Consider the following 23,310-nt stretch of genomic DNA (forward strand, 5'->3'; position numbering starts at 1 on the left):
GACGATCTATCAGAACCCGACGCTGAAAACCCACCCGGAAGCACCGGGTGGGCCGCAGCGCAGCTACGACGGCTACATCGAGCCCGATACCAGGATTCCGCCGAAGGCCCGCCCGGTTTTCGACGAGGCCAGTGTCAACGGCGTGACCATTGCGGAGGCGGACATTCTCGCCGAAGCGCAAAACCACCCGGCCGCAAATCCCGGCGAAGCCGTTCAGGCCGCCGCCCGCGCGCTTGTGATCCGCGAACTCCTGATACAGGAGGCGCGGCGCCTGCAGATCGGTGATGTCGATCTGGATGAGGAAGACGGCCGTACGGAAACCCCGGACGACGCGCGCATCCGCGTGCTGATGGAGCGCGAAGTCCCGGCGCCGTCTGCGTCGGAGGAAGAATGCCGACGGTTCTTCGAGCACAATCGCGCGAAGTTCCGCAGTGCTCCGCTTTACGAGGTCCGCCACATTCTGCTGGCCGCCCATGAAGACGACCGCGGCGCCCGCGATGCGGCGCGAAAGACCGCGCAGGGACTGTGTGAAGCCCTGAACGCGGATCCGTCCGGCTTTGCCAATGCGGCGGCGGAATACTCCGCCTGCATGTCGAGCGGGGAGGGCGGGCGTCTCGGTCAGGTGAGCCGCGGCGAAACCGTCGCGGAATTCGAAGCAGCACTGGAGGAGATGGCGGAAGGCGAAATCTCCAAAGCGCCGGTCGCAACCCGCTTCGGGTTTCACGTCATCGCGCTCGATCGGGCAATCCCGGGCAAGGACCTGCCCTTCGACCATGTTCATGAGCGCATCTCGGCCTGGCTGGAGGCGGCAAGCTGGTCCAGAGCCGTGTCCCAGTACATCGGAATTCTCGCCTCGAACGCGACGATATCCGGTGTGTCATTCGAACAGACGGAAGGTCCCCTGGTGCAATAGGAGGGGAGGAGATGGAGCGGTCACAGGAAAAAAGACGGCTGGCATTGGAGGCTCTGAACCATCCTCCACCGCCCGCTTTGTTTGCCGAACCTCTCGACTATTTCTTCGCGGAACATTTCCGCCAGCGGACCTTGTGCAGCCTTCTCGATGATCTGGCCGAACACGCTCCGCCCGACGCCGAAACCGTAACGGCGATCACGGCCTTCCTGCGGGGCGATTTCGGATTGCATGTCCGCGACGAGGAAGAGGACCTGTTTCCGCTTCTACGCCGTCGGGCCAGGCCGGAAGACCGGATCGGGGACGTTCTGTCCGAGCTCAGTCATGACCATGCCCTCGACGCCTTCGACGCCGAAACCATTCTGCAAGCGTTCGGCGGCCGCGGACCCTTCCCGGCCTGCAACCTCGAAACCCGTAATCTTCTGATGCGGTTTTCAAAAAACGAGCGGCGGCATCTGACCGCCGAAAATGCCATCATCCTGCCTCTGGCACGGGTACGGCTTTCGCCTGAGGACCTGCGCAACCTCGGGCTCCGCATGGCGGCCCGCCATGGTGCACCCTATCCGGAACCGGAAAATGCTCACTGATCTTCTTCAACACAATCGCCGCTGGGCAACCGGGAAACTCCTGGAGGACCCGGACTACTTCAAGCGCCTGTCGGCCCTGCAAAGGCCGGAATACCTCTGGATCGGCTGTTCCGACAGCCGGGTTCCGGCCAACGTCATTACCGGGCTGGAACCGGGCGAGGTCTTCGTCCATCGCAACGTTGCCAATCTCGTTCACCGGGGCGATCTCAATCTCCTGTCGGTGCTGGAATTCGCGGTGGAATCGCTCGGCGTAGGCCACATCATCGTTTGCGGCCACTACGGCTGCGGCGGTGTCCGCGCGGCCATGGACGGCCATCGCCACGGGATCATCGATCACTGGCTGCAGCCGATCCGCGATGTCGCCGATGATCGAAGCAGCGAATTGGAAACCATCCACGATACCGAGACCCGGCTCAATCGTCTGTGCGAACTGAGCATCGAGGCGCAAGTGGCCGGCCTGGCCCGGACGCCGATCATCCAGTCGGCCTGGAAACGGGGCAAGAAACTCAGCATCCATGGCTGGGTCTACGGATTGAACGACGGTCTGCTGCGCGACCTGGACTGTCGCAGGAGCGGCTGCAGCTGCGGGGAAGCCGGCGCGGGATTTGCGGCAGAGGCATGCAACGGCAATGACTGAGCTGAAACAGAGCCCGACTGGCATACCCGACCGCCACGGTCGGAACGCAACCTATCTGCGCCTGTCGGTGACCGACCGCTGTGACCTGCGCTGTACCTACTGCATGTCGGAGCACATGACCTTCCTACCGCGCAGGGATGTGCTGTCGCTCGAGGAGCTTTATCGCCTCGCGACCGTCTTCATCGATCACGGTGTCCGCAAGATCCGCCTCACCGGCGGCGAGCCGCTGGTCCGGAAGAATATCCTGAGCCTGATCGAAGGCCTGTCGCGGCATCTTCAGGCCGGTGAACTGGATGAAATCGCGCTCACGACCAACGGCACGCTGCTGGAACGCTATGCCAGGCAGTTGGCAGATCTCGGCGTGAGGCGGGTCAACGTCTCGCTCGACACTCTGAACCCCGACCGCTACCGCAAGATCACCCGCTGGGGACGGATTGATCGGGTCCTGGCCGGCATAGATGCGGCCCGCGATGCCGGGCTGAAGGTCAAGATCAACGCCGTAGCCCAGAAAGGTGTTTTTGAAACCGAACTCGACGAGCTGATCCGCTTTGCCCATTCCGGCGGCATGGACCTGACCGTCATCGAGGAGATGCCGCTCGGCGGCGCCAAGGAGACCCGTGCTGCCAGCTTCCTGTCCCTCGATGACCTTAAAGCCGATCTCGCGCGGCGCTGGACGCTCACTCCGGTCGCGGACAGCACCGGCGGCCCGGCATCCTATGTCCGGGTTGCCGAGACCGCTGGCCGCCTCGGCTTCATCGCGCCGATGAGCTGCAACTTCTGCGCCGACTGCAATCGGCTGCGGCTGAGCTGTACCGGTCGGCTTTACACCTGCATGGGCCACGAAGGCAGCGTCGACCTCAAGGGATGCTTTGCGCCGCTCGGAAAGCAATATCGAAGTCGCCGGTCTTATCCGCTCCGCGGTCTGGACCAAACCGGCCTGTCATGATTTTCATATCGGCGCGACTGACGGCAAGGGGATTGCCCGAACCATGTCCGTGCTTGGAGGCTGATGAATGTTTCGCGCTGTTGTCCTGACCATTTCCGACCGCGCCAGCCGAGGCGAATATACCGACCTCGGCGGTCCGGCGGTGGAGGCATGGCTGAAGAAGACAGTCACCACGCCGATCGGAATCGAGATCAAGGTCATCCCAGACGGCATGGAATCCGTTCGCGACGCCCTCATCGACCTGTGCGACCGGGAGTGTGTCGACCTGGTGCTGACGACCGGCGGCACCGGACCTTCGCCTCGCGACCTGACGCCGGAAGCGATGAAGGCTGTGATGGAAAAGGAATTGCCGGGCTTTGGCGAGTTGATGCGCCAGATCAGCCTGAACTATGTGCCGACCGCCATTTTGTCCCGGCAGACGGCCGGCGTGCGCGGCAGGACCCTGATCGTCAATCTGCCCGGTTCGCCCAACAGCATCGAGGTCTGCCTCAACGCCGTCTTCCCAGCCATCCCCTACGGCCTCGACCTGATCGGCGCCGGCTATATCGAGACGGATCCGGACGTTCTGAAAGCCTACCGCCCGAAAAAGTAGGGATTGAAGAAAAACGGCGTCTGATCACGATGAAGAAACCTGCCGAAGCAGGTTTCGTGCGGCCGGAGGCGCCGAATTTAGAGCATCATTTGGGTTCGGAACGGGAAGAACTTCAGCCGTGTCCCCGGCTCAACCGAATTGATCTCGCTTTCGACGACGCCAAGACCGTCGGCTTCGATCAGCGGCATCAGACGGGCGGATCCGGCGCGGCCGATCTTTTCGATGACCGGCAAACCTTCGTCGGACATATCGACCACAGTAGCGGGAAAGAATTCTCGCCGTCCGGCGCGACGCTCCCAGGAAAAGGCAGCGATTGCATTCTGCGGCGAGGGCATGAACGCAAGTCGTCCTTCCAGGGTCTCGATCATCGGCCGCCCCACCAGCAGGAAGTCGACGAAACAGGCCAGGGGATTACCCGGTAGCCCGAGATAAGCCGCATTGCCGAGCCGGCCCAGGGTAATCGGCTTGCCCGGCTTGATCGACATGCTCCAACTCTCGATCCGGCCGCCGGCATCCAGGATTGCGGGCTTGATGTGGTCCTCTTCACCGACGGATACGCCGCCGGAGGTGATGATCAGGTCGTGATGCTCGGCTGCCTCGGCCAGGCAGGCGGAAATGACGTCGCGCTTGTCCGGCTTGATACCCAGGTCGGTGATGTCGATCTGTTCCTCGGCAAGGAGTGCCTGCAGCATCGGACGGTTGGTGTCGAAGATGCTGCCCGGTCCCATGCCGACGCCGGGATCGCGCAATTCGTTGCCGGTCGAAAGCAGGGCGACGCGGAGCTTCCGGCGAACCTCCAGCCCCTGGTAGCCGCTGGCCGCCAGGATCGCGACATGCCGCGGGTCGATCCGCGCGCCCGCCCTGACCAGCGTGTCCATGGAGGAGACGTCCTCGCCCCGGCAGCGTATGTTATCGCCGGCGGGAACGGCGAAGTCGGCGGTCACCTGATCGCCGGAAACCGTCGCATGCTCCTGCATCACGACCGCTTCGGTGTCAGGCGGAACCGGTGCTCCGGTCATGATCCGCAATGCCTGTCCCGACGACAGCCGCTTCGCGGCGGTCTCGCCCGCAGTCGTCCTGCCGACAATCCGGAAAGGCCCGGTACCGGTTCCGCCAAGCGCGTAGCCGTCGACCGCGGAATGATCGCGAAGCGGCAGTTCGAGATAGGAGATCACGTCAAAGGCGGCTGTCCGCCCGACCGCCTGCGCTAGCGATACGACCTCGGTGCCCTCGACCGGGGCGCACAATCCGATCGCGCGCTCGATCGTCTGTTCGATGGTCGCCAGCGGCTTTTTCGTATCGGCTGCAGCGGAGCAGCAATCTGTCTGGACGGTCTCTGACATGGTCGAACTTCCTGGAAACGGGGTCATCGGCCGAAGCCCAATTTATGATGTTTCCATCGATAGCGGAGAAACGCCGCCGGGTATTTGATGCCAGTCAAAAACCAAAGGATTTGCGCCGGGAAATACGCTTTCAGGGAGACGGTTCCATTCGCCTTCTGCTAGGCCTGCCCGGAGGGGCGCATTACACAGGGTGTCCGGACATCTAGTCCAACCTTCCAATGCGATGGCGTAATGGAACAGCGCGAAGAAATTGTCCTTCGAAACCAACAAGTTATTGATATGTCTAGCTTGAAAATGGTGCTGCCGGAGAGATTTGAACTCTCTGCGAAGTTCAAATATTTCAATATAATCAATAGTATAGAAATTAATAAGAATTCATTTTGTATGTTTGTTTTGTATGCGTTTTTGTTGTGAATGAAAATGCCGGTTCTACATGCGCTGCGACTTCAACGCATGTTCCAGCTGATCGAGGTCTTCGCGCAAGCACTTGAGCGCGGCTTCCGGGTTCGTAAAGTCCTGTTGGCGATCTGCAGACACGGCCACCGATCGCACTGCCATGTCGGCCAGTTGCTCTGCGATCTGGTCAACTGACGGGCTGCGTGCTGGAGCGAACCAGGTCGTTGTCCAGTTGACGATGCCGATGATGCCGAAAGCTGCGACCCTGTCATCCTGGGCACGGAACACGCCCGATTGCATGCCGTCTCGCAGAATTGTGCGGTATTCATCCAGAATCCGACGCTTGGCCTCGGTGTGACGTTCTTTCAGCTCGGGCGGCAGAACAGCTTCCGTTACTTCGATCATCCGCATCTGAATCTGCCGGCTTAAAATGCCATGTATGCGCAAGATGATGAAGCTTCGCAGGCGTTCGGAACAGTCAGATGGGGCATCATTCCGCCAGGCTTCGATCTCGCGCATGGGAGCGCTGGTGAGATCAAGCATGATTGCTTCGAGCAGCGCCTCCTTGTTGCGGAAGTAATAGTAGACCGCCGCGCGCGTAAGACCGACCGCTTCCGCTATGTCAGAGAGTGTGGTTCCCGAGTAGCCTTTTTTCGCGAAAATGATGCATGCCTGTTCCATCAGCTGCTTTTCGACGAGGGCCTTGCGACCGTCCTTCGACGAGTCATTCTGTTCAATATTTTCGAGTGATTTGACGGATGTGTCAGTAACGGGCATCTCGACAGCTCCTCCCTATCTATCTTTAAATTAACGGAAAATCTCCGTCTCGGCTATGACGAATTTGACGGCTTTGCAAAAAATTTGATGAAGGTGTTGATTTTTTGACGAATGTGCAGATAAATGATGCTCAACAGTGCGAACCGAGTCAAGGGAGGAAGGCGTGAGTCTCGTGAAAGAGCCGATTGCCGGCGTGGTTTACCCGTCCAGAGAAGATGTGAACGAATATGACCGGCTGGGAATCTTTACGGATGAAACCATGGCTGAGGCCTTTCGTGCATTGGCCGACGGTTTCCGGATTGCCCGGCTTTACGCGACCGCTCTTCGAGCCTGACCTTCGCCGAACTCGATCTGCGCACCGATCTGATCGGTGCTGGCCTTCTTCGCTCTGGTCTGAAGCCGAACGATCGAGTGATTTTTCAGCTTCTGAACGGTCCGGAGCTTGTGATCCTCTTCCTGGCCTGCCTGAAGGCGGGATTGATCCCGGTCTGCACCCTGGCCGCCCACCGCAAAGCGGACATCGGCTTCCTGGCCGCACATTCGAGCGCTCGCGCCCATATTGTCCACGGCGATGCCAAGAAGTTCGATTTCGTCGCCCTGTCGCGGGAAGTCCGGGAAGAATTGCCGGATATGGCGCTGACCATATTCGCCACCGGTGAAGGCGACGGGGATGGTCATGTAAAAACGCTGGCGGATCTGACAGATTGTCTTTCACGAGACGAAGCGCTGGATATCCTTAGCCGTGTGCCACGCGACCCTGCCCAGGTTGCGGTGTTCCAGTTGTCTGGAGGCACGAGCGGCACGCCCAAGATCATCCCGCGCTTTCATAACGAATATCTCTACCAGATCCGCGCGACGGCGGCCTTTCACGGGATCGACGAAACGACGGTTGCTTTCTCACCGGCGCCGATGATGCACAACGCACCGATCGTCTGCTACTGGGGCTCGGTCCTGTGGTCGGGCGGATGCGTCGTCTGCAGTGCGGAGATGGATCCTGGGGCCTTCGCCCGCACGATCGAAGCCTGCCGGCCGAACTGGATGGCGATCCCGCTGCCGCTGCTCGTAAAGATGCACAACGAGGGCGTTCTGGTAGGCGAACACTTCAAGGGCGCCCGCTTGTCCACCGCAGGGAACGCACCACGTATTGCCGAATTGACCGGCGCCGTGACCTTGCCGCTCTACGGTATGACAGAAGGTATCATCTGCTACGGCAAACCCGGTGATCCGGACGTCGTCTGGCGCAAGATGGTCGGCCGCCCAGTGAGCGCCCTCGACGACTTCCGGGTGATCGATCCTGTGACGGAAGAAATTCTGCCGTTCGGTCAGCAGGGTGAGTTCTGCTTCAAGGGGCCGTGTTCGACCAGGGGGTATTTCGACGCGCCGGAGCGCAACGCGGAAGCCTTTACCAGCGATGGGTACGTTAGGTCAGGCGACCTAATGAGTCTGCATGAAATCGATGGCACGGTTTTCCTCAAGTTCGAGGGGCGGGTCAAGGATGTGGTCAGTCGAGGCGGCGAGAAGATCAACTGCCTGGAGATCGAGCAGTACCTGATCCGCCATCCCTCCATTGGCGCCATCGCAATCGTGCCGATGCCGGACCCGGATTATGGCGAGAAGGCCTGTGCCTTTGTCATTCCGGTCGAGGGCCAGGACGCGCCATCCGTCAAGGAGGCCGGGACCTTCCTGGAGGCGGCGGGAGTGGCCAAATTCAAGTGGCCCGAGCGGATCGAAGCCGTTGACGCATTCCCTCAAACCTCATCCGGGAAATTGTCCAAACCTTTGTTGCGGGAATTGGCGGCGGGCCTTGCGCCAGCGCCGCTTCCGGAAAAAGCAACCGCCTGAATTCTCATTCGATTTTCCACCCAAGGAGACCGATTATGACCGTGGAAACCCTCCATTCGGAAGCGCGCCAGGATACGGCCTATACGACCAAGCGCGCGTATCGCACCCGCGATGTGGACGTCACCAGTCTGAAAACGCAAGCCGATGACGGCATTCAACTGAAGCTTCACGGCGTGGATCACAGCGCCCGACCAACCTGGAAGCTGCGGGAAACGGTGACTTTCTATCGCGACGTTCTGGGTTTGCCTCTAATCCATACGATCAGTGCCCGCGGCTGGGGGCACCCGGGTCACCCGGACTTCCTGCATTTCTTCTTCGATGCGGGAGACGGCGCGACTATTGCCTTCTTCTATTACATCGGCGCGGACCGCCCCGAGAGATACCTGCCCGAAGACAGCCACTTCTACTCGGCCACCCATACGGCCTGGGGTGTCGAAAGCCGCGAAGAGCTTGAGCAGTGGAAGGAAACCCTGGAAGGGCGCGGCATGACCGTTTCGCCCTACACCCGTCACGAAGGCCTTGAGTCGATCTATTTTCGCGATCCGAACGGGTATCCGCTGGAGATAACCCTACGCCTTCGTGATGTCGAAGAGATCGACGCCCGGGACGCCGAACTGACCCTGCGCGCCGCTATCGAACTGGAAGATGCCGCCCGTGCGGCAGGCGAAAAGATGACTGACATCGACACGGTTTGGCGCCGCAAGGCCGCGCTTGTCGACGCCTATCTGGAGGCAGAGTGATGCCCCGTCTTTATGTCGTCGACGTGCCCGAATTCCGGCCTGTGGTCGAGGCCGCACGGAAGCGCCCTGAATACAGCGTGACCGAAGCGCGCAAGGGATACTGGATGATCCAGTGTTCCGGGCCGATGACCTTCAATCGCACGGAAATGCAGATGAAGCCCGCACTCTGGTACGGGATGTTCACCGGCGGTCTGGACGGCGAGATCACCGAATGGGGACGCGAGACAGTCACCATCATCGGGACGAATAAACCGCTCTGACGGGAAGGAATCTCCATGACCAGACGCCTATACAGGATCGGGCAGATCGTCCCGAGTTCGAACACCACGATGGAAACGGAAGTGCCTGCATTCCTGAACGCTTATGCGGCTGGACGGGAGGATGTCCGTTTCACGTTTCATTCCTCGCGAATGCGCATGAAGCACGTTACGCAAGAGGAATTGGCGGCGATGGATTGTGACAGTCAACGCTGCGCAGCAGAACTGTCCGACGCGCCGATCGACGTGGCCGGTTATGCCTGTCTCGTTGCGATCATGGCGATGGGCAAGGGCTATCACCGCAAGTCCGAGGAGACACTTGCAACGATCGCGGCCCGGGAAGGCAAGGCGTTCCCGGTGGTGACTTCAGCAGGGGCACTGTGCGCGGAACTGAAGCGGGCAGGGCACAAGTCCGTCTCTCTCCTGATGCCCTATGCCGACGGGCTTGCCCGGATCGTGGTCGAATACATGGAGCACGAAGGCATTGAGGTCCGCGATTATCGCAATTTCAGTGTGACCGACAACCAGGAAGTCGGCCGGATACCCGGCGAACGGCTGCTCTCCGGACTGGACGAACTGAAGACAGATGGTGCCGATGCGGTTGTGCTCTCGGCTTGCGTGCAGATGCCGTCCCTGGAGACGCTAGAAGAGGCACGAAAGAAGCTCGGCATGCCGGTTACCTCCACCGCTGAATGCACCGCACGGGCGATGCTGCGTACGCTGAATCTCGATCCCGATGCTGGACATTCAACCCGCGAGCTGCAGGGAGAACCGGCATGAAGATTGCTATCGTCGGAGGCGGACCTGCTGGTCTTTTCTTTGCCCGCCTGGTGCGCCGCCATGATCCTTCCATCGAAATCGATATCTTCGAGCAGAACCCGGAAAATGCCACCTACGGCTTCGGGGTTACACTGGCAGGCCCTGCGCGTGACCGGCTTCGGCAGGCCGATGCCGAGGTGCATGACCGGCTCGCCGAGCGCATGGTGTTCAATCATGTTCAGGGCATCAGCATCGACGATGAGCGTATTCTCGTCCGTTATGCCCATTCGGGAGGGGCCATCGAGCGCCTGCAATTGCTGGAAGTTCTGGAAACCCTTTGCCGGGATGTCGGTCTGCACGTCAGCCATGAAAACCGCATCGGAAGCGAAGCAGACCTGGCTGCCTACGATCTGGTTGTCGGATCCGACGGGGCCAACTCCATCGTCCGTGAGTTCTGGGATCCGTACTTCGGCACGAAATCCCGTGTACTGGGCAATCGTTTTGCCTGGTATGGCGTTGACAAGGCCCTGACGCCGAATGCGCTTGCGTTCCGTCATGCCGAGGGCGGCGTGTTCGTCGCTCATTATTATGCCTACACCGAAAACAAGAGCACGTTCGTCGCCGAGTGCGATGCCCGTACCTGGGAAGACGCCGGTCTGGACCAGATGTCCGACGCCGAGCGCAAAGCCTTGATGGAGCGCATCTTCGAAACCGAACTCGAAGGTGAGGAACTGCGGGAAAACAAGTCGGTCTGGCGGCAGTTTAACGCAACCACAGTCGATGACTGGTCCCATGACCGGGCGGTGCTGATCGGCGACGCCTTGCGGGTTGCGCATTACTCCATCGGCTCCGGAACGCGTCTGGCCATGGATGACGCCCTCGCGTTGTTTGAGGCCTTCGTGGATCAAAAACAGGATATACCGGCCACTCTGGCTGCCTATGTCGACACCCGCAGGAAGACGCGGGACCTGTTCACGTCGGCAACCGTCAAGAGCTTCGAGTGGTACGAGGACATGCGTGCGCATATGCAGTCCGGTCTGGACGACTTTGTACACGGCTTCCTGACGAGAACCGGACGGGTTGATGACGATCGTTTGAAGTCCTATGCGCCGGACTTTTATGAGCGGTACGTCGCGCAGCGCCCGGCCCGGCGGTATGTGGAGGCCGGATGACCGACGCCCTGCCAATCCCGACGGAAGCCATTGTGTCGCTCGTACCCTTCAGGGTGGAACGGCGCACCCGGTGGTCGGAATGCGACCCGGCGGGTGTGGTCTTTGCCGGACAGTTCCCGCTGTACATGCTGTCCGCTGCGCATCTCTTCCGCACCCATGTCATGAACGCTCCGATCGGCCGGCCGACCGTGGACCAGGACTACGGCACACCCGGCAAGGCAATGGAACTGGTCTTCATGGGGCCGCTCTGGCCCGAGGACGCTTTCGTGATGGAACTGCACGTCGGCCGGATCGGAAAACGCACCACGGATCTTCTGATCGATGCGCGCCGTTGCGATGACGGTACTCCGGTCTTCATGGGCAGGCTTTCCGCGATCTATGTCAGGGCGGATGACCGCAAGGCTTCGATACCGATCCCCGGGAGTGTGAGAGCAGTTCTGGAAAATTATCAGGACGCCGCCGGCTCGATCCCCGATCTCCTGAAACAGGTGATGCGATGACAGACACCGCAGTGAAACCGAGAACGGCAACAACAACCGCAGGACTGCGCGGGACCAAGTGGAATTCCGACCGGTTACCCGCTGACGTTCGGATGACGGCGCATGCCTTGACGACCGCCGACAAGGCACCGGTGACCGGCTATCTTTTCGAACGAGGCGGAGAGCGGACAGTCGTCTGCCTGATGCATCCGCGCGAGATGAATGTGACCCAGTATCTCGTTCCGGACCTTCTTGAGGCTGGCGTCGCGGTATGGATCCAGGGTGCGCGTTCGCCCGGCAATGATATCCGCCTGGAACATGAAAAAGCCCTACTGGATATGGCCGCCGGGCAGGTGTTTTTGCGCAAGAAGGGCTTCGAAAAGACAGTTCTTCAAGGCACCTCCGGTGGCGGTCCGCTGGCGGCCTTCTACTGCGAACAATCGGCCCTTGCGCCCGAGGCGCGACTTCGAAAATCGCCGGGTGGACGTCCGATCGGGCTGGATACAGCGGACATGCCGCCACCGGATGGGGTGATTTTGGTCTCTGCTCACCTGGGGCAGGGGCAATTGCTGCTGAATTGTATAGATCCTTCGGTTGTCGACGAGAAGGATCCCCTGCAATCCGATGAAAGTCTTTCGGCCTTCGCTCCGGAAAACGGTTATGCATTGCCGCCAGAAAGTGCCAGCTACACTGCGGTGTTTCTGGAAAAGTATCGGGCAGCACAAGCTGACCGGATCAGGCGGATCGACGCCTTCGCGCTGGAAAGCCTCGCGCGCAAAGCGGAAGCACGAAAACGCGCCAGGGCCACGGGTGACCGTGACGCGTCGATCCTTGCCGCCTGGACGCCAATCTTCGAGGTCTGGCGCACGGACGCGGATCCGCGTTGTTTTGACCTGTCACTGGAGCCTTCAGACCGCGCCTACGGAACGCTTTGGGGTGCCAATCAGACAGCTTCCAACTATGGCAGTGTCGGCTTTGCTCGCGTGTGCACGCCGGAGAGCTGGCTTTCGAACTGGTCCGCATTCCACTCCAACGCGGGAATGGAACGCTGTGCGCCTGCAATCACTCAGCCGGTGCTGATGATCGAGTACACGGGCGACAACAGCGTTTTTCCATCCGAGGCAAACCGGATCTTCAACGCCATCGCTTCGCAAAACAAGGCGCGTCATCGCATCCACGGCAATCATCACGGCCGCCCAATCAATCCCGACAGGCCCAACGGACAAATTCTCGCCGGCCAGGCGATCGCTACCTGGCTGTCGGAACACCGATTTTCATGAAATTTCCGCGCAAACCCAGCGCCATGACTCATGTGACAGGGAGGACAAGACACATGACCATCAAGACGAAACTACTGGCTGCCAGCCTGGCGGCACTACTGACGACTCCGGCCCTGGCCGAGGATGTCACGATCAAGTTTAGCGCGTTCGTGAGCGAGCGGAATCCGATTTTCGCCTGCTCGATGATGCCGCTCGTGGAGGAACTGGAGGCCAATGAAGGCACCAAGGTGAAGGTGGAGCGATATTTCGGCGGTTCCGGCTTTGGATCTGCGGACGCCCAATACGATATGGCGTCGCGCGGCATCACCGACATTTCCTTCGGCATGCTGACCTATAACGAAGGAGTGCACCCGCTTTCGGAAATTATCGCCATTCCCTTCATGATGAATAACCATGAAAAGGCGACCCAGGTGCTCAACGATGTGGTTCTGCCGGAATTTCTGCAGGATGAACTCGGCGATGTGAAAGTCATCAACCTCTGGCTCACCTCGCCCTACCAGTTCCATATGCGTTCCGAAGTGCCGGATCTGACAAATCTCGATGGCTTGCGCGTCCGGACCGCTGGTGAAGTACAGCTTGCCGCGCTCTCGGCACTCGGGGCCCAGGTGGCATCCTTTCCCGCGCCTCAGACCTACGAAAACCTGCAAAAGGGAGTGATCGACGGCACGCTGGCGACCTGGACCACGGCGACCGCGTTCAAGGTAGGTGAAGTCGCCAAGGTGCACTACGAAGTCAATTTTGGCGGCGCCGTCGGCTTCACGGTGATGAACCGGGATACTTATGACGGGCTGCCTGACGATGTGAAGGCGATCATCGACCGGCATTCCGGCACCCCCGCCTCGATGAAGGTCGCCGGCTGTTTCACGGCCACCGATAAAAAGGCGAAGGCGAAGTGGACAGACGCAGGCAACAAGGCGATCACGGTTGACGCCGAGACCCGGGCGGCCATGGCTGAAAAGGTCAAGCCTGTGATCGACACCTATCTGCAAAGGCTCGCTGATGACGGTCTGCCGGCTTTCAAAGTCCGTGATCGGATTGTCGAAGAGTTGGGCAAGGTCGGCGGCTAAGCTACCGGACATCGGCAGCCATTCGGCTGTCGATGCTACCTGAAATATGCGGACAGGCGAGGAGATCCGATTGTGTCCACCGAAGTCATTGGCCTCCTGGGCATTGGCGCTTTGTTGTTGCTTATCATGCTGCGCGCCCCCATTGGTCTCGCGCTCATCTTTGTTGGCCTGGGTGGGACCTGGGCGATGCATGGATGGCGTACGGTGGAATTTATTGGCGCTAGTTCGCCTGTCCACGTTCTGACAAGCAGTACGCTGTCGGTGTTGCCGCTGTTTCTGCTTATGGGCAATCTCGCGGTGCAGACAGGTATGGCGAAGGCGCTTTACCGCGCGGCCAACGCCTTCATAGGGCATTATCCGGGTGGTCTGGCGGCAGGCACCATCCTTGCCAGTGGCGGTTTTGGCGCGATCTGCGGTTCTTCGCTTGCCACCGTCACCACGGTAACGCGCATATCGGTACCTGAAATGTTGCGCTACGGTTACTCGCCGCAACTGGCCGCCGGTTCTGTCGGTGCTGGCGGAACGCTGGGGATCCTGATCCCGCCTTCACTTTTGATGATCATCTATGCCTACCTGACCGAAACATCAGTCGGGCGCCTGTTCGCAGCCGGAATCGTTCCCGGCCTGATCGCGATCTCGCTCTACTGCGCGGCGATTTTCATCTGGGTCCGCCTCCGCCCGGGAGACGGTCCCGCACAGGCCCGGTCGGGCCGGGTCGAAAAATGGGCCGCGCTCCGGGCTGTCTCCGGGATCGGCCTGGCCTTCGTCATCATCATGGGCGGAATATTCGGAGGGTTCTTTTCACCGACTGAAGGTGCGGGCGTGGGCGCAGTAGCTGTGGGAGCGATCGCCGCCTTCAGTAGAACACTCGGGTGGAAGGAGTTGTTCGTGGCGTTGCGCGATTCCGCGTACGTCAGTGCGATGATTTTCCTCATGCTGATCGGGATCGAGTTCTTCCAGTACTTTATGGAGGCTTCCCGTCTGCCCGAGGCCATTGTTGTTTTTTTTACAGGCCTTGATGCGCCGCCCTTTGTGGTGTTGCTGATGCTTATCGGCCTGCTCGTGATCCTGGGCTGTTTCATGGATTCCATCGCGATCGTCCTCATCATGACGCCGTTTCTGTATCCGATCGTCCAGGATCTTGGATATGACCTGATCTGGTTTGGCATCGTCATGGTCATGGTGGTCGAGATCGGCCTGATGACGCCGCCTTTCGGTATCAACGTCTTCGTCATAAACGCGATGAATCCGGAAATCCGACTTGGCCAGGCCTTCACAGGCGTGATGCCCTTTATTGCCGCCGATGTTGTACGCGTAGCGCTTTTGATATCGCTACCGGTTCTGACGCTCTGGCTTCCAGGCCTGCTGTTCAACTGAGGAGACTGCAATGATCCGATTTTTCAAGGTCCTCGCCGAATTGTTGATTGCCCTTGCCAGTGCTGCGCTGTTCTTCCTGGGCATGATCGTAGCGGTCGATGTTGTTTTTCGAAATGCAGGGTTGTTCTATGTTCCAGGCGTTTCCGACTACATGACGTTCGCACAGATCGTTCTGACCTGCTGCGCCATCCCGGCTGCCTTCGTCACGGGCAAACACCTCGTGGTCGAGATCGGCACCTACAAGCTTGCTGATCGCAACAAGGCGCGCCTTGAGGCCGTCTGGCTGTTGCTTGCCGCGCCTGTTCTTGGCCTGCTGGCAAAACTGGTGTTCCAGGAGGGGCTGCACTTGGCCTCCCGCGGCCGAACCATGGGCGTGCATGGCTGGTCGCCGACCCTTTACCACATGCCAGTGGCGGCCGCGCTGTTCACCTGCGCAGTACTTTGCCTCGTGGTCGGGCTTGCCAAGGCGAGTGGGAGATTACGGTTCCTCGAAGCGAACACGTGACACAGCAAAGGAGCATTCCGATGTTCAAGAAACTCGACGATCATGCTGATCTTTCATCGCGTATGGCAAAGCGTGCCGGAGCTGATGTCGGAGCCAGGGTAGCTTCTGGAGACCTTCACCCGGAAACCCTGCGCGCAGCAATCCTGAAATGCGCGGACTGCACCGAAACTTGCGCTTGTCGCGTGCTCCTTCAAGGAGATACCCAGAAAGGTGAGATCCCGGATTACTGCCTGAACAAGGATCTGTTCGAAGACCTCTCAGATAAATCCTGACAGCGATACGTCAAAATGACCGGAACGTCGGGATTTATGCGTGCCGGTTGATGTGCATCGGTGGCGAGCTGAGTGTTACCGAGGTGATTGAACGCATGACATGAATGAAAAGGCAGTATTGGACGATGGTGACAAGCTCGCATGTCACGCAGGTCTAACACTGGCAGTTGCAGACCTTCGCTCCCTGAAGTTCTCACCGCTTGGTAGGGAGCTCTGTGGTAGCGGTAGAAGCTTTGACGATTTGAATGGAAGCTTATTCGATGGATCTGAATTTCACGCCCGAGGAAGAGGGCTTTCGCAACGAGGTTCGCGCGTTTTTGTCAAAGCAATTGCCGAAGGATCTTGCGCGCAAAGTGGACTACGGAGAAGCTTTATCGCGACAAGATTATTTAGGCTGGAATGCGATCCTGAATGAACGTGGATGGTTGGCAGCGACATGGCCGAAAGAGTTTGGCGGACCCGGCTGGACCGTTGTAGAGCGCCATATTTTTGCCGAAGAATGCGCCTTGGCTTCCGCGCCGCGCTTGGTTCCTTTTGGCTTGGCTATGATGGGGCCAGTGTTAATCAAATTCGGCTCTGTGGAGCAGAAAGCCGAGTTGCTACCCCGTATACTCGACGGGAGAGACTGGTGGTGCCAGGGGTTTTCGGAACCCGGTGCGGGTTCGGATCTTGCCAGCATCAAAACCCGGGCGGTTCGAGACGGCGATCAATATGTCATCAACGGTCAGAAGACCTGGACCACTCTCGGCCAATATGCCAACAAGATTTTCTGCCTGGTCCGATCGGCGCAAACAGATAAACCGCAGGAAGGTATCAGCTTTCTGCTAGTTGATCTCGATACGCCGGGCGTGGAAATGCGGCCGATCAAGCTTATCGAAGGCGGTCACGAGGTTAACGAGGTTTTCTTTACTGACGTTAAGGTGCCGGTTGCAAATCTTGTGGGTGAGGAAAACAGAGGTTGGACTATAGCAAAGTACCTGCTGACTCACGAACGCACTAATATTGCCGGGATCGGCTTTTCGACGCGTGACATGCAACGCTACAAGGCGCTTGCGCAGGAAACGGTCAGGGACGGTATCTTGTTGGCGCAGCATCCGTTCTTCGCACTTCAGGCCGCCGAAATTGATGCTGATCTGGAGGCCCTGCGCGTCTCCAACCTGCGTATGTTGTCGCGCGCAAAGGACGGAGCCGCAGGCGGTATCGAAAGCTCGCTACTCAAAATTAAGGGCACTGAGATCCGCCAACGACTCCAAGCACTCTACCGTCAGGCACTTGGGCCGAGAGCGGCCTTTAACGCCGACGACATGAGTGAAAACGAACTGCCGTTGCCGCCCGAGATGGCCCGCGCCGCGCCCGTCTATTTCAATCATCGCAAGCTATCAATCTACGGCGGCTCCAATGAAATCCAGCGCAACATTGTCGCCAAAGACGTATTTGGCAGGTAACACATGAATTTCGAACTGTCTTCAGATCTCCAAATGCTTGCAGATACACTTCGGCGTTTCTTTGCCGATCACCTCGATATCGAGATCCGCAATGAAACGGCTTATGAGTTACCCTATCATGCACCCAATATCTGGACCAAGCTGTCAGAGCTTGGAATTCTTGGAGCGTTTCTGACCGAGAAGCAAGGCGGGTTCGGCGGTACAGCCCAGGATATTTCGACCGTCTTCGAGGAGGTGGGGCTGGCACTCTGCCCGGAGCCGCTTTTGGGTAATTTGATGGGGCTTCGTCTTCTGGCTGCCTCCGGTCGGGTGGACCTGGTGGAACGTACCCTCTCGGGTGAGACGCGCGTTGCATTAGCCTTGGTAGAGCCTGAAATGAGCACAGACCTCGACCGGCTTTCTGCCCGCGCCGAGCTTCGCAATGGCAGCTGGCAGCTGACGGGCACCAAGACAGCCATCTATGGCGGTCCGTCAGCCGAATGCGTACTTATCGCTGCGAACACGGACGAGGGACTCGGCTTGTTCATGTGTTCGAAGCCCGAAATGGTAGAGTCATCAATGGTCGACGGCGAAGGAATTTCTGAGCTGCAGATGGAAAATCTGTCGGCCGAATGCCTTGGAACGGATATGGGTGAAGTGATCGCGGATGTCTTGGACCTGGGATGTATCGCGCTTTGCGCAGAAGCCGTTGGAGCGATGGAGCGATTGATCGCAATGACGGTCGATTATCTTGGTCAGCGTCAACAGTTCGGGCACAAGTTGTCGCAATTCCAAGCCTTGCAGCATCGTGTGGTCGATATGGTCAGCGCGCTGGAGCAGGCTCGTTCCATTACCATTCGCGCGGTGGCAAGCTATGGCACGCCTGACCAAGCACGTCATGTAGCGATGGCTAAGAACCTGATCGGTCGCGCTGCAATACAGGTGTCGGAGGAAGCCATTCAGCTTCATGGCGGCATTGGAATGACCTGGGAATATGCTGGGTCGCATTATGCAAAGCGCTTGGTAATGATCGACCACCAGCTCGGCGATCGGTTCGATCATGCTTCCCGACTTGTGACGCTTTAGCCTGGTAACCCGGTGGACCAATCTGATGGTCCCAGTGCTTGAGACAAGAGTGCAAGGTGGCGCGCTCCAGCTCATCAGGCTTACACTTCCAACCATTCTTTACGTTCGTCAGGGGTTGGTTTTTCGCCATTGCCCACATTCAGGAACGTCGATGAGCGACCGCGCGGGATGGGCGGACTGAACTGTCGGAGGGCACTCCAAAGCGCAGAACCCCGACGACAAGGTTGCCAGGATTGGAAGTCCTAGAAAAACCGCGTGGGTGCGAAGGGGATGCGCAATGGGTCCACCAGGGGAAGAGAGACCAATCCCCGGAGTCAGAAGCCGGAGCCAGAAGACTGAAGAAAAGTTTGGCCAATTGCAGAAGCTATCCCTGCAACTATTGCCAACGCATTTATCCATCGCCCCGATGATTGTGTTTGCAAAATATATTTACCAAAATACTCGCTACATGAGGTTGCGATTGCGGATTGGCCGATGACTTGGCGGCCTGGATGAGGGAACGTATAGATATCAATGCCAGATCAATCATTTGACATCGGTGTACGCCTCCTGGCGATGCGCAAGGCTGCCGGGTTGTCACAGCGCCAGCTCGCCGAACGCGCGGGCGTTCCGCATGCGCAGATTTCCATCATCGAAAAGAATAAATCCAGCCCATCAATCGCAACATTGCGCAAGGTATTGAGCGGAATGGGGCTGAGTATGGCGGACTTCTTCGATGAGGAAAGGGCTGCTCCCGAAGGTCCGTTCTTTGCGCCTGAAGACCTGATCGACCTCACCTCCAAACTGCCGGTGTCCGGTGCCCCGGATGCCAGCGGTCGCATGGCCTTTCGCCAGGTCGGCGATGCGCACAAGCACAACCTCCAGATCATGCATGAGGTCTATGAACCCGGCGCAGATACGGGAGAAACCTTCCTGGAGCATTTTTCCAATGAAGGAGGCTATGTCATTGAGGGAGCCCTGGAGTTGACCGTGGGAGATCAGGTGAAGGTGTTGAGGCCGGGAGAGTCTTACCTGTTCGACAGCCGTATCCCGCACCGCTTCCGCAATGTCCATGACGGCAACACGGTCGTGATTTCCGCCTGTACACCGCCCTATCTGTAGTTGGTAAAAATATTGAGCGATTGATTGCTCGATATTTTGCGCGATGATAGTCTTCCTGCTTTCAGCAAGGAGGCTTCCATGTCGCAGAATAAAGAATTGGCGCAACGTCGCGCCGCAGCAGTTGCCCGGGGTGTCGCCGGCAAGGGGATTTACGTCGCCCGCGCTCAAAACTCTGAGCTATGGGATGCCGATGGGCGTCGCTATCTCGACTTCACGGCGGGGATCGCGGTGAACAACACCGGCCACCGGCATCCGAAGGTGATGGCGGCGGTCGCGGAGCAGGCGGAAGCGTTCACGCACACCTGCTTTCATGTCGGTCCGTTCGAAGCCTATGTCCGGCTGTGCGAGCGGCTGAACGGGCTGGTCGATACCGGCGGCGAAAACCGGGCAGCCCTTTTGACCACCGGAGTGGAAGCGGTCGAGAATGCCATTAAGATGGCCCGCGCCCGTACCGGACGGTCCGGCGTCATAGCCTTCAGCGGTGCGTTCCATGGCCGGACATTGCTTGGCATGGCGCTGACCGGTAAGGCGCATCCCTATAAGACCGGTTTCGGGGCCATGCCTGCGGAAATCTATCACGCGCCCTTTCCGAATCCGTTCCTGGGCGTGTCGACTGAGGACGCTCTTGCCGGTCTGGAGCGGATCCTGGCCAGCGATATCTGCGCCGATCGTGTGGCGGCCTTTGTGGTCGAGCCGGTCCAGGGGGAGGGCGGTTTCAATGTCGCGCCGTTCGACTTCCTGGCCGCCCTTCGCGAGATTGCCGATCGGCACGGGATCGTGCTGATCTTCGATGAAATCCAGGGCGGCATTGCACGAACCGGCCGGATGTTGTCCTGTGAGCATTCAGGGGTGAAGGCGGATCTCGTGACGCTGGCCAAGGGGCTGGCCGGCGGCTTTCCGCTGTCCGCTGTCGTCGGCAAGGCGGACGTCGTCGACGCGCCCGGTGCCGGCGGTCTCGGCGGAACCTATGCCGGCAATCCGCTTGCGGTCGCCGCGGCGAACGCGGTTCTCGATGTCATCGAGGAGGAAGGTCTGTGCGCTCGCGCCGCCGCCATCGGCGAAGCGATCCGCACCCGGCTGACGGCGCTGGCGAACAGGCCTGGTTTCGAAGCCATCGGCGATATTCGCGGTTTCGGTGCCATGATGGCGTTCGAGCTGGTGGAAGACCGGCAATCGAAGGCCGCGGCGCCCGGACTGGCCAATGACATTGTCGCAAAGGCAGAAGACCTTGGACTGATTATTCTGTCCTGCGGCACCCGCGCCAATGTCGTGCGGTTATTGACGCCGCTCACCATCCCGGATGCGGATTTGCAGGAAGGGCTGGACCTTCTGGAGCAGGCGATAACCGCCTCGATTGGCCAGCTGAGCAAGGCGGCCTGATCAAAAGGGAAAAGGCATCGGAGCCTAAGCCCCGATGCCTTGCCTCATTCGTCTGATTTTCCGGATGCGCCGGTCTTACAGGACGGCTTCGATCAGCTTGGGACCGGTCTGCGCGTAGGAGGCTTCCAAAGCCGCGGCCAGTCCCTTCAGGTCGGTAACTCTTGTTGCGGAAACCCCGTGTCCTTCGGCGAGTTTCACCCAGTCGGGTTCTGGGTCGGCCAGGCTCATCAGCGGGATCGTGCTTTCCGATGGGGTGCCGGCGCCGATCTTCGACATCTCGTTGTTCAGGATTTTATACGACCTGTTGGCCAGGATCACGACCGTGACGTCCAGTTTCGAGCGCGCCATCGTCCACAGGCTCTGCAGCGTGTAGAAGGCGGAGCCATCGCCGGTGATGGATAGCACGCGCCGGTCCGGGCAGGCGACGGCGGCACCAACAGCGACCGGCAGGGAATAGCCGATGGAGCCGCCGCGGTTGTTGAGCCAGTCATGGGCGACGCTCTGGCCGCAGGACGGGAACAGGTGCACGCCGTTGGTAATGGATTCGTCCACCACGATCGCCTGTTCCGGCAGGGTGTGGGCCACGACCGCGCCGAGGCCTTCTGGGGTGAGTGCGGCATCACCGTCATAGTCCGGCAGCGATACGGGAACACTGTCGGAAGGGGTGACGCCGAGCGCCGTGGCAAGGGCGGCAAGGCTTTCCTCCAGGTCCGAAAGTGGAGCACTGAAGGCGATCGCCTTCGCGGAGGGCGGCAGCAGGCGGCTCGGTCGGTCCGGATAGGCGAAGAAAGCGACGGGCTCGCGAGCGCCGACAAGGACGGCTGTCTCGACTGTCTTGAGGGCCTCGGTGGCGAAGTCCACGTGGAAGGGGAGGCGCGACAGGGGCGGCGTGTCTCCGCCGCGTTCCATGCGCGCAACGGCGGCTTCCGCCAGCACCCGGCACCCGGTCGCCCGGCTGATGGCGTCGGCCAGTTTGGCGGCCCGGGACGTAATGCAGGCATTGCCGATCAGGAGGGTCGTCTGCGGGCCCTTTTTCAGGGCGTCGACCGCGGCTGAGAGTTGCGATGCATCGTAGGTTTCGAGCGGTTCGGGACGAACGGTCGCAGAGGTGTCACCGGCAGGATCCCAGGCAACGTCATTGGGAACGACCAGCGTCGCCACCCGCGCCGAAGGCCCGGAAATTGCGGCAAGCATTTCGGACGTCAACCGAGGGATATCGGCGGCGGTCTGCGGCGTTCCGACCCAGTCGCTCACCGGTGCGGCCAGACCTTCGATGTCTGCCGTCAGCGGTGCGTTGAATTGCATGTGGTAGGTCGCATGTTCGCCGACGATATTGATCACCGGCGTGGCGGCTTTCTTGGCGTTGTGCAGATTTGCCAGGCCGTTGGCCAGGCCCGGGCCGAGGTGAAGCAGCGTGGCGGCGGGTTTGCCGCGCATTCGTGCATAGCCGTCTGCCGCACCGGTCGCAACGCCTTCGAACAGGCAGAGGTGGGATTTGATCCGTTCCTCCCGACCGAAGGCGGAAAGCAGATGCATCTCCGTGGTTCCCGGGTTGGCGAAACAGGTATCCACACCGGCGTCTGCAAGAGCGCCTGCCAGGCTGTCTGCACCATTTTTCATCATGTTCTTGGCTGCCTTCAGATTATGCAATTGAGCTTGAGGCTCGAAATGAACTCGGACGCAAGCCTGTTCCAATGGGTTTCACGTGTCAATAATAATGAGCAATTTGATGGTGGGGATATCTCTTCCATATGTCCGGTGGAGGGGATCTGTCCGCATCGGATTTGATAGGCTGTCTTAGGTGGAGTGGTTTTCTGTAATTATTAAGTGTCTGAAAAAGAATAAAAATATAGAAAAATTTATCGTTACCGCCTGTCGTGCAGAGGTTTTTGAGCGGCTGCGCTCTGCCCGGTTGTTGTTTTCAATGGCATGGATCTTGAAGTTGAGCCGAGGCGGCCTTTGAAAAATCGCTCAAAAAAATATCCAAAAAATTTTCAGTCGTAAGTCGTTGAAAACAAACGGCTTGCCATTCGATCTGCCTGGCAGAGCGGTCAAATCGCAGAATTCGAGTTTGACATAGATCAAACTTGGGCGGCATGATATTTTTTATGGATACAAAGTATACAAATAGAATACAAAAAGAAGAGGGCGGCGTTCGACCTTTGTCGACCGTTATCAAGACCTTGGCGGTGCTTGATCTTCTTGCTGAAAAATCGAAGGGCATGCGCCTCGTCGATGTGGCCCGCGAGCTGAACCTGCAGCGGGCGACTGCATACCAGAGGCTCCTGACCCTGGTGGAAGCAGGCTGGATCGAAATCGACGATCAGGGGCATTACCGCCTGTCCATGCATTCGACCCGGATTGCGGCAGCGGCTCTGGAA

At 59.2% G+C, this 23,310-nt stretch carries 24 protein-coding genes and 1 pseudogene; 22 read left to right on the top strand and 3 right to left on the bottom strand.

Annotated elements, in window-relative coordinates; translation table 11 throughout:
• Nucleotides 1–94: 94 nt before the first annotated feature.
• The 5 genes and pseudogenes from ABIN98_RS08005 to mog all read left to right on the top strand — a co-directional run bounded on the left by ABIN98_RS08005 (nucleotide 95) and on the right by mog (nucleotide 3,672).
• On the top strand, nucleotides 95–913 hold the full coding sequence (locus ABIN98_RS08005) for a peptidylprolyl isomerase (protein ID WP_346909026.1): 819 nt from the start codon (nucleotides 95–97) through the stop codon (nucleotides 911–913).
• An 11-nt stretch (nucleotides 914–924) separates the two neighbouring features.
• The gene (locus ABIN98_RS08010) at nucleotides 925–1,497 is read left to right on the top strand and encodes a hemerythrin domain-containing protein (protein WP_346908982.1); all 573 of its coding nucleotides are present in this window, start codon (nucleotides 925–927) and stop codon (nucleotides 1,495–1,497) included.
• Nucleotides 1,487–2,134, top strand: a complete 648-nt coding sequence (gene can, locus ABIN98_RS08015) for a carbonate dehydratase (RefSeq protein ID WP_394701464.1) — start codon at nucleotides 1,487–1,489, stop codon at nucleotides 2,132–2,134. The genes ABIN98_RS08010 and can overlap by 11 nt, the downstream gene beginning before the upstream one ends.
• Nucleotides 2,127–3,144 (top strand): annotated as a pseudogene (gene moaA / locus ABIN98_RS08020) (GTP 3',8-cyclase MoaA). The gene can and the pseudogene moaA overlap by 8 nt, the downstream one beginning before the upstream one ends.
• Nucleotides 3,145–3,147: 3 nt before the next feature.
• Nucleotides 3,148–3,672: a molybdopterin adenylyltransferase gene (gene mog / locus ABIN98_RS08025; RefSeq protein ID WP_346908986.1), complete on the top strand. Its 525-nt coding sequence runs from the start codon at nucleotides 3,148–3,150 to the stop codon at nucleotides 3,670–3,672.
• Between the two features lie 77 nt (nucleotides 3,673–3,749).
• On the opposite strand, the gene glp is transcribed toward mog, so the two are convergent.
• Together glp and ABIN98_RS08035 are read right to left on the bottom strand one after the other, a co-directional pair.
• Nucleotides 3,750–5,015, bottom strand: a complete 1,266-nt coding sequence (gene glp, locus ABIN98_RS08030; protein WP_346908988.1) for a gephyrin-like molybdotransferase Glp — start codon at nucleotides 5,013–5,015, stop codon at nucleotides 3,750–3,752.
• Between the two features lie 429 nt (nucleotides 5,016–5,444).
• Complete coding sequence (locus ABIN98_RS08035) at nucleotides 5,445–6,188, bottom strand: TetR/AcrR family transcriptional regulator (RefSeq protein WP_346908990.1); 744 nt, start codon at nucleotides 6,186–6,188, stop codon at nucleotides 5,445–5,447.
• Nucleotides 6,189–6,351: 163 nt separating this feature from the next.
• Here ABIN98_RS08035 and ABIN98_RS08040 point away from each other — a divergent pair, with 163 nt between their 5' ends.
• The 16 genes from ABIN98_RS08040 (at nucleotide 6,352) to gabT (ending at nucleotide 20,929) form a co-directional block, all read left to right on the top strand.
• On the top strand, nucleotides 6,352–6,522 hold the full coding sequence (locus ABIN98_RS08040; RefSeq protein ID WP_346908991.1) for a hypothetical protein: 171 nt from the start codon (nucleotides 6,352–6,354) through the stop codon (nucleotides 6,520–6,522).
• Complete coding sequence (locus ABIN98_RS08045; RefSeq protein ID WP_346909028.1) at nucleotides 6,519–8,030, top strand: AMP-binding protein; 1,512 nt, start codon at nucleotides 6,519–6,521, stop codon at nucleotides 8,028–8,030. Before ABIN98_RS08040 ends, ABIN98_RS08045 begins: the two co-directional genes overlap by 4 nt.
• A 35-nt stretch (nucleotides 8,031–8,065) precedes the next feature.
• Nucleotides 8,066–8,770 (top strand): VOC family protein, encoded by a 705-nt coding sequence (locus tag ABIN98_RS08050; RefSeq protein WP_346908993.1) that lies wholly within the window; start codon nucleotides 8,066–8,068, stop codon nucleotides 8,768–8,770.
• Entirely contained in the window at nucleotides 8,770–9,030 is a 261-nt protein-coding gene (locus tag ABIN98_RS08055) for a hypothetical protein (RefSeq protein ID WP_346908995.1), read from the top strand. Before ABIN98_RS08050 ends, ABIN98_RS08055 begins: the two co-directional genes overlap by 1 nt.
• Before the next feature lie 15 nt (nucleotides 9,031–9,045).
• Nucleotides 9,046–9,807 (top strand): Asp/Glu racemase, encoded by a 762-nt coding sequence (locus tag ABIN98_RS08060; protein WP_346908997.1) that lies wholly within the window; start codon nucleotides 9,046–9,048, stop codon nucleotides 9,805–9,807.
• A complete protein-coding gene (locus ABIN98_RS08065) occupies nucleotides 9,804–10,958 on the top strand; it encodes an FAD-dependent monooxygenase (protein ID WP_346908999.1) in 1,155 nt (384 codons plus the stop codon). Before ABIN98_RS08060 ends, ABIN98_RS08065 begins: the two co-directional genes overlap by 4 nt.
• On the top strand, nucleotides 10,955–11,458 hold the full coding sequence (locus tag ABIN98_RS08070; RefSeq protein ID WP_346909001.1) for a hypothetical protein: 504 nt from the start codon (nucleotides 10,955–10,957) through the stop codon (nucleotides 11,456–11,458). The genes ABIN98_RS08065 and ABIN98_RS08070 overlap by 4 nt, the downstream gene beginning before the upstream one ends.
• The gene (locus tag ABIN98_RS08075; protein WP_346909003.1) at nucleotides 11,455–12,717 is read left to right on the top strand and encodes a hypothetical protein; all 1,263 of its coding nucleotides are present in this window, start codon (nucleotides 11,455–11,457) and stop codon (nucleotides 12,715–12,717) included. The genes ABIN98_RS08070 and ABIN98_RS08075 overlap by 4 nt, the downstream gene beginning before the upstream one ends.
• A gap of 53 nt (nucleotides 12,718–12,770) precedes the next feature.
• Nucleotides 12,771–13,784 (top strand): TRAP transporter substrate-binding protein, encoded by a 1,014-nt coding sequence (locus ABIN98_RS08080; protein WP_346909005.1) that lies wholly within the window; start codon nucleotides 12,771–12,773, stop codon nucleotides 13,782–13,784.
• Nucleotides 13,785–13,856: 72 nt separating this feature from the next.
• Nucleotides 13,857–15,161 (top strand): TRAP transporter large permease, encoded by a 1,305-nt coding sequence (locus ABIN98_RS08085; protein ID WP_346909007.1) that lies wholly within the window; start codon nucleotides 13,857–13,859, stop codon nucleotides 15,159–15,161.
• A 10-nt stretch (nucleotides 15,162–15,171) separates the two neighbouring features.
• The gene (locus ABIN98_RS08090; RefSeq protein WP_346909009.1) at nucleotides 15,172–15,666 is read left to right on the top strand and encodes a TRAP transporter small permease subunit; all 495 of its coding nucleotides are present in this window, start codon (nucleotides 15,172–15,174) and stop codon (nucleotides 15,664–15,666) included.
• 20 nt (nucleotides 15,667–15,686) lie between these two features.
• Nucleotides 15,687–15,938: a DUF6455 family protein gene (locus ABIN98_RS08095; RefSeq protein ID WP_346909010.1), complete on the top strand. Its 252-nt coding sequence runs from the start codon at nucleotides 15,687–15,689 to the stop codon at nucleotides 15,936–15,938.
• A 260-nt stretch (nucleotides 15,939–16,198) separates the two neighbouring features.
• Nucleotides 16,199–17,383, top strand: coding sequence for an acyl-CoA dehydrogenase family protein (locus ABIN98_RS08100; RefSeq protein WP_346909012.1), 1,185 nt, complete (start codon nucleotides 16,199–16,201; stop codon nucleotides 17,381–17,383).
• A 3-nt stretch (nucleotides 17,384–17,386) separates the two neighbouring features.
• A complete protein-coding gene (locus tag ABIN98_RS08105; protein ID WP_346909014.1) occupies nucleotides 17,387–18,448 on the top strand; it encodes an acyl-CoA dehydrogenase family protein in 1,062 nt (353 codons plus the stop codon).
• Between the two features lie 513 nt (nucleotides 18,449–18,961).
• Nucleotides 18,962–19,549, top strand: a complete 588-nt coding sequence (locus ABIN98_RS08110; protein WP_346909016.1) for a cupin domain-containing protein — start codon at nucleotides 18,962–18,964, stop codon at nucleotides 19,547–19,549.
• A 78-nt stretch (nucleotides 19,550–19,627) separates the two neighbouring features.
• Nucleotides 19,628–20,929 carry a 4-aminobutyrate--2-oxoglutarate transaminase gene (gene gabT, locus ABIN98_RS08115; RefSeq protein ID WP_346909018.1) on the top strand — a complete coding sequence of 434 codons (1,302 nt, stop codon included), beginning with the start codon at nucleotides 19,628–19,630 and terminating at the stop codon, nucleotides 20,927–20,929.
• 75 nt (nucleotides 20,930–21,004) lie between these two features.
• On the opposite strand, the gene ABIN98_RS08120 is transcribed toward gabT, so the two are convergent.
• Nucleotides 21,005–22,552 (bottom strand): acetolactate synthase large subunit, encoded by a 1,548-nt coding sequence (locus ABIN98_RS08120; RefSeq protein WP_346909020.1) that lies wholly within the window; start codon nucleotides 22,550–22,552, stop codon nucleotides 21,005–21,007.
• A gap of 485 nt (nucleotides 22,553–23,037) precedes the next feature.
• Here ABIN98_RS08120 and ABIN98_RS08125 point away from each other — a divergent pair.
• Nucleotides 23,038–23,310 (top strand): helix-turn-helix domain-containing protein (locus ABIN98_RS08125; protein WP_346909022.1); only part of this gene is annotated, 273 nt, incomplete at its 3' end.

This window comes from uncultured Roseibium sp., assembly GCF_963675095.2.
Lineage (GTDB): Bacteria > Pseudomonadota > Alphaproteobacteria > Rhizobiales > Stappiaceae > Roseibium.

Excerpts from the sequence above, each read along its gene's own strand:
- ABIN98_RS08010 (WP_346908982.1), top strand. The coding sequence starts at position 925 with ATGGAGCGGTCACAGGAAAAAAGACGGCTGGCATTGGAGGCTCTGAAC.
- can (WP_394701464.1), top strand. The coding sequence starts at position 1,487 with ATGCTCACTGATCTTCTTCAACACAATCGCCGCTGGGCAACCGGGAAA.
- mog (WP_346908986.1), top strand. The coding sequence starts at position 3,148 with ATGTTTCGCGCTGTTGTCCTGACCATTTCCGACCGCGCCAGCCGAGGC.
- glp (WP_346908988.1), bottom strand. The coding sequence starts at position 5,015 with ATGTCAGAGACCGTCCAGACAGATTGCTGCTCCGCTGCAGCCGATACG.
- ABIN98_RS08035 (WP_346908990.1), bottom strand. The coding sequence starts at position 6,188 with ATGCCCGTTACTGACACATCCGTCAAATCACTCGAAAATATTGAACAG.
- ABIN98_RS08050 (WP_346908993.1), top strand. The coding sequence starts at position 8,066 with ATGACCGTGGAAACCCTCCATTCGGAAGCGCGCCAGGATACGGCCTAT.
- ABIN98_RS08055 (WP_346908995.1), top strand. The coding sequence starts at position 8,770 with ATGCCCCGTCTTTATGTCGTCGACGTGCCCGAATTCCGGCCTGTGGTC.
- ABIN98_RS08060 (WP_346908997.1), top strand. The coding sequence starts at position 9,046 with ATGACCAGACGCCTATACAGGATCGGGCAGATCGTCCCGAGTTCGAAC.
- ABIN98_RS08065 (WP_346908999.1), top strand. The coding sequence starts at position 9,804 with ATGAAGATTGCTATCGTCGGAGGCGGACCTGCTGGTCTTTTCTTTGCC.
- ABIN98_RS08070 (WP_346909001.1), top strand. The coding sequence starts at position 10,955 with ATGACCGACGCCCTGCCAATCCCGACGGAAGCCATTGTGTCGCTCGTA.
- ABIN98_RS08075 (WP_346909003.1), top strand. The coding sequence starts at position 11,455 with ATGACAGACACCGCAGTGAAACCGAGAACGGCAACAACAACCGCAGGA.
- ABIN98_RS08080 (WP_346909005.1), top strand. The coding sequence starts at position 12,771 with ATGACCATCAAGACGAAACTACTGGCTGCCAGCCTGGCGGCACTACTG.
- ABIN98_RS08090 (WP_346909009.1), top strand. The coding sequence starts at position 15,172 with ATGATCCGATTTTTCAAGGTCCTCGCCGAATTGTTGATTGCCCTTGCC.
- ABIN98_RS08095 (WP_346909010.1), top strand. The coding sequence starts at position 15,687 with ATGTTCAAGAAACTCGACGATCATGCTGATCTTTCATCGCGTATGGCA.
- ABIN98_RS08100 (WP_346909012.1), top strand. The coding sequence starts at position 16,199 with ATGGATCTGAATTTCACGCCCGAGGAAGAGGGCTTTCGCAACGAGGTT.
- ABIN98_RS08105 (WP_346909014.1), top strand. The coding sequence starts at position 17,387 with ATGAATTTCGAACTGTCTTCAGATCTCCAAATGCTTGCAGATACACTT.
- ABIN98_RS08110 (WP_346909016.1), top strand. The coding sequence starts at position 18,962 with ATGCCAGATCAATCATTTGACATCGGTGTACGCCTCCTGGCGATGCGC.
- gabT (WP_346909018.1), top strand. The coding sequence starts at position 19,628 with ATGTCGCAGAATAAAGAATTGGCGCAACGTCGCGCCGCAGCAGTTGCC.
- ABIN98_RS08120 (WP_346909020.1), bottom strand. The coding sequence starts at position 22,552 with ATGATGAAAAATGGTGCAGACAGCCTGGCAGGCGCTCTTGCAGACGCC.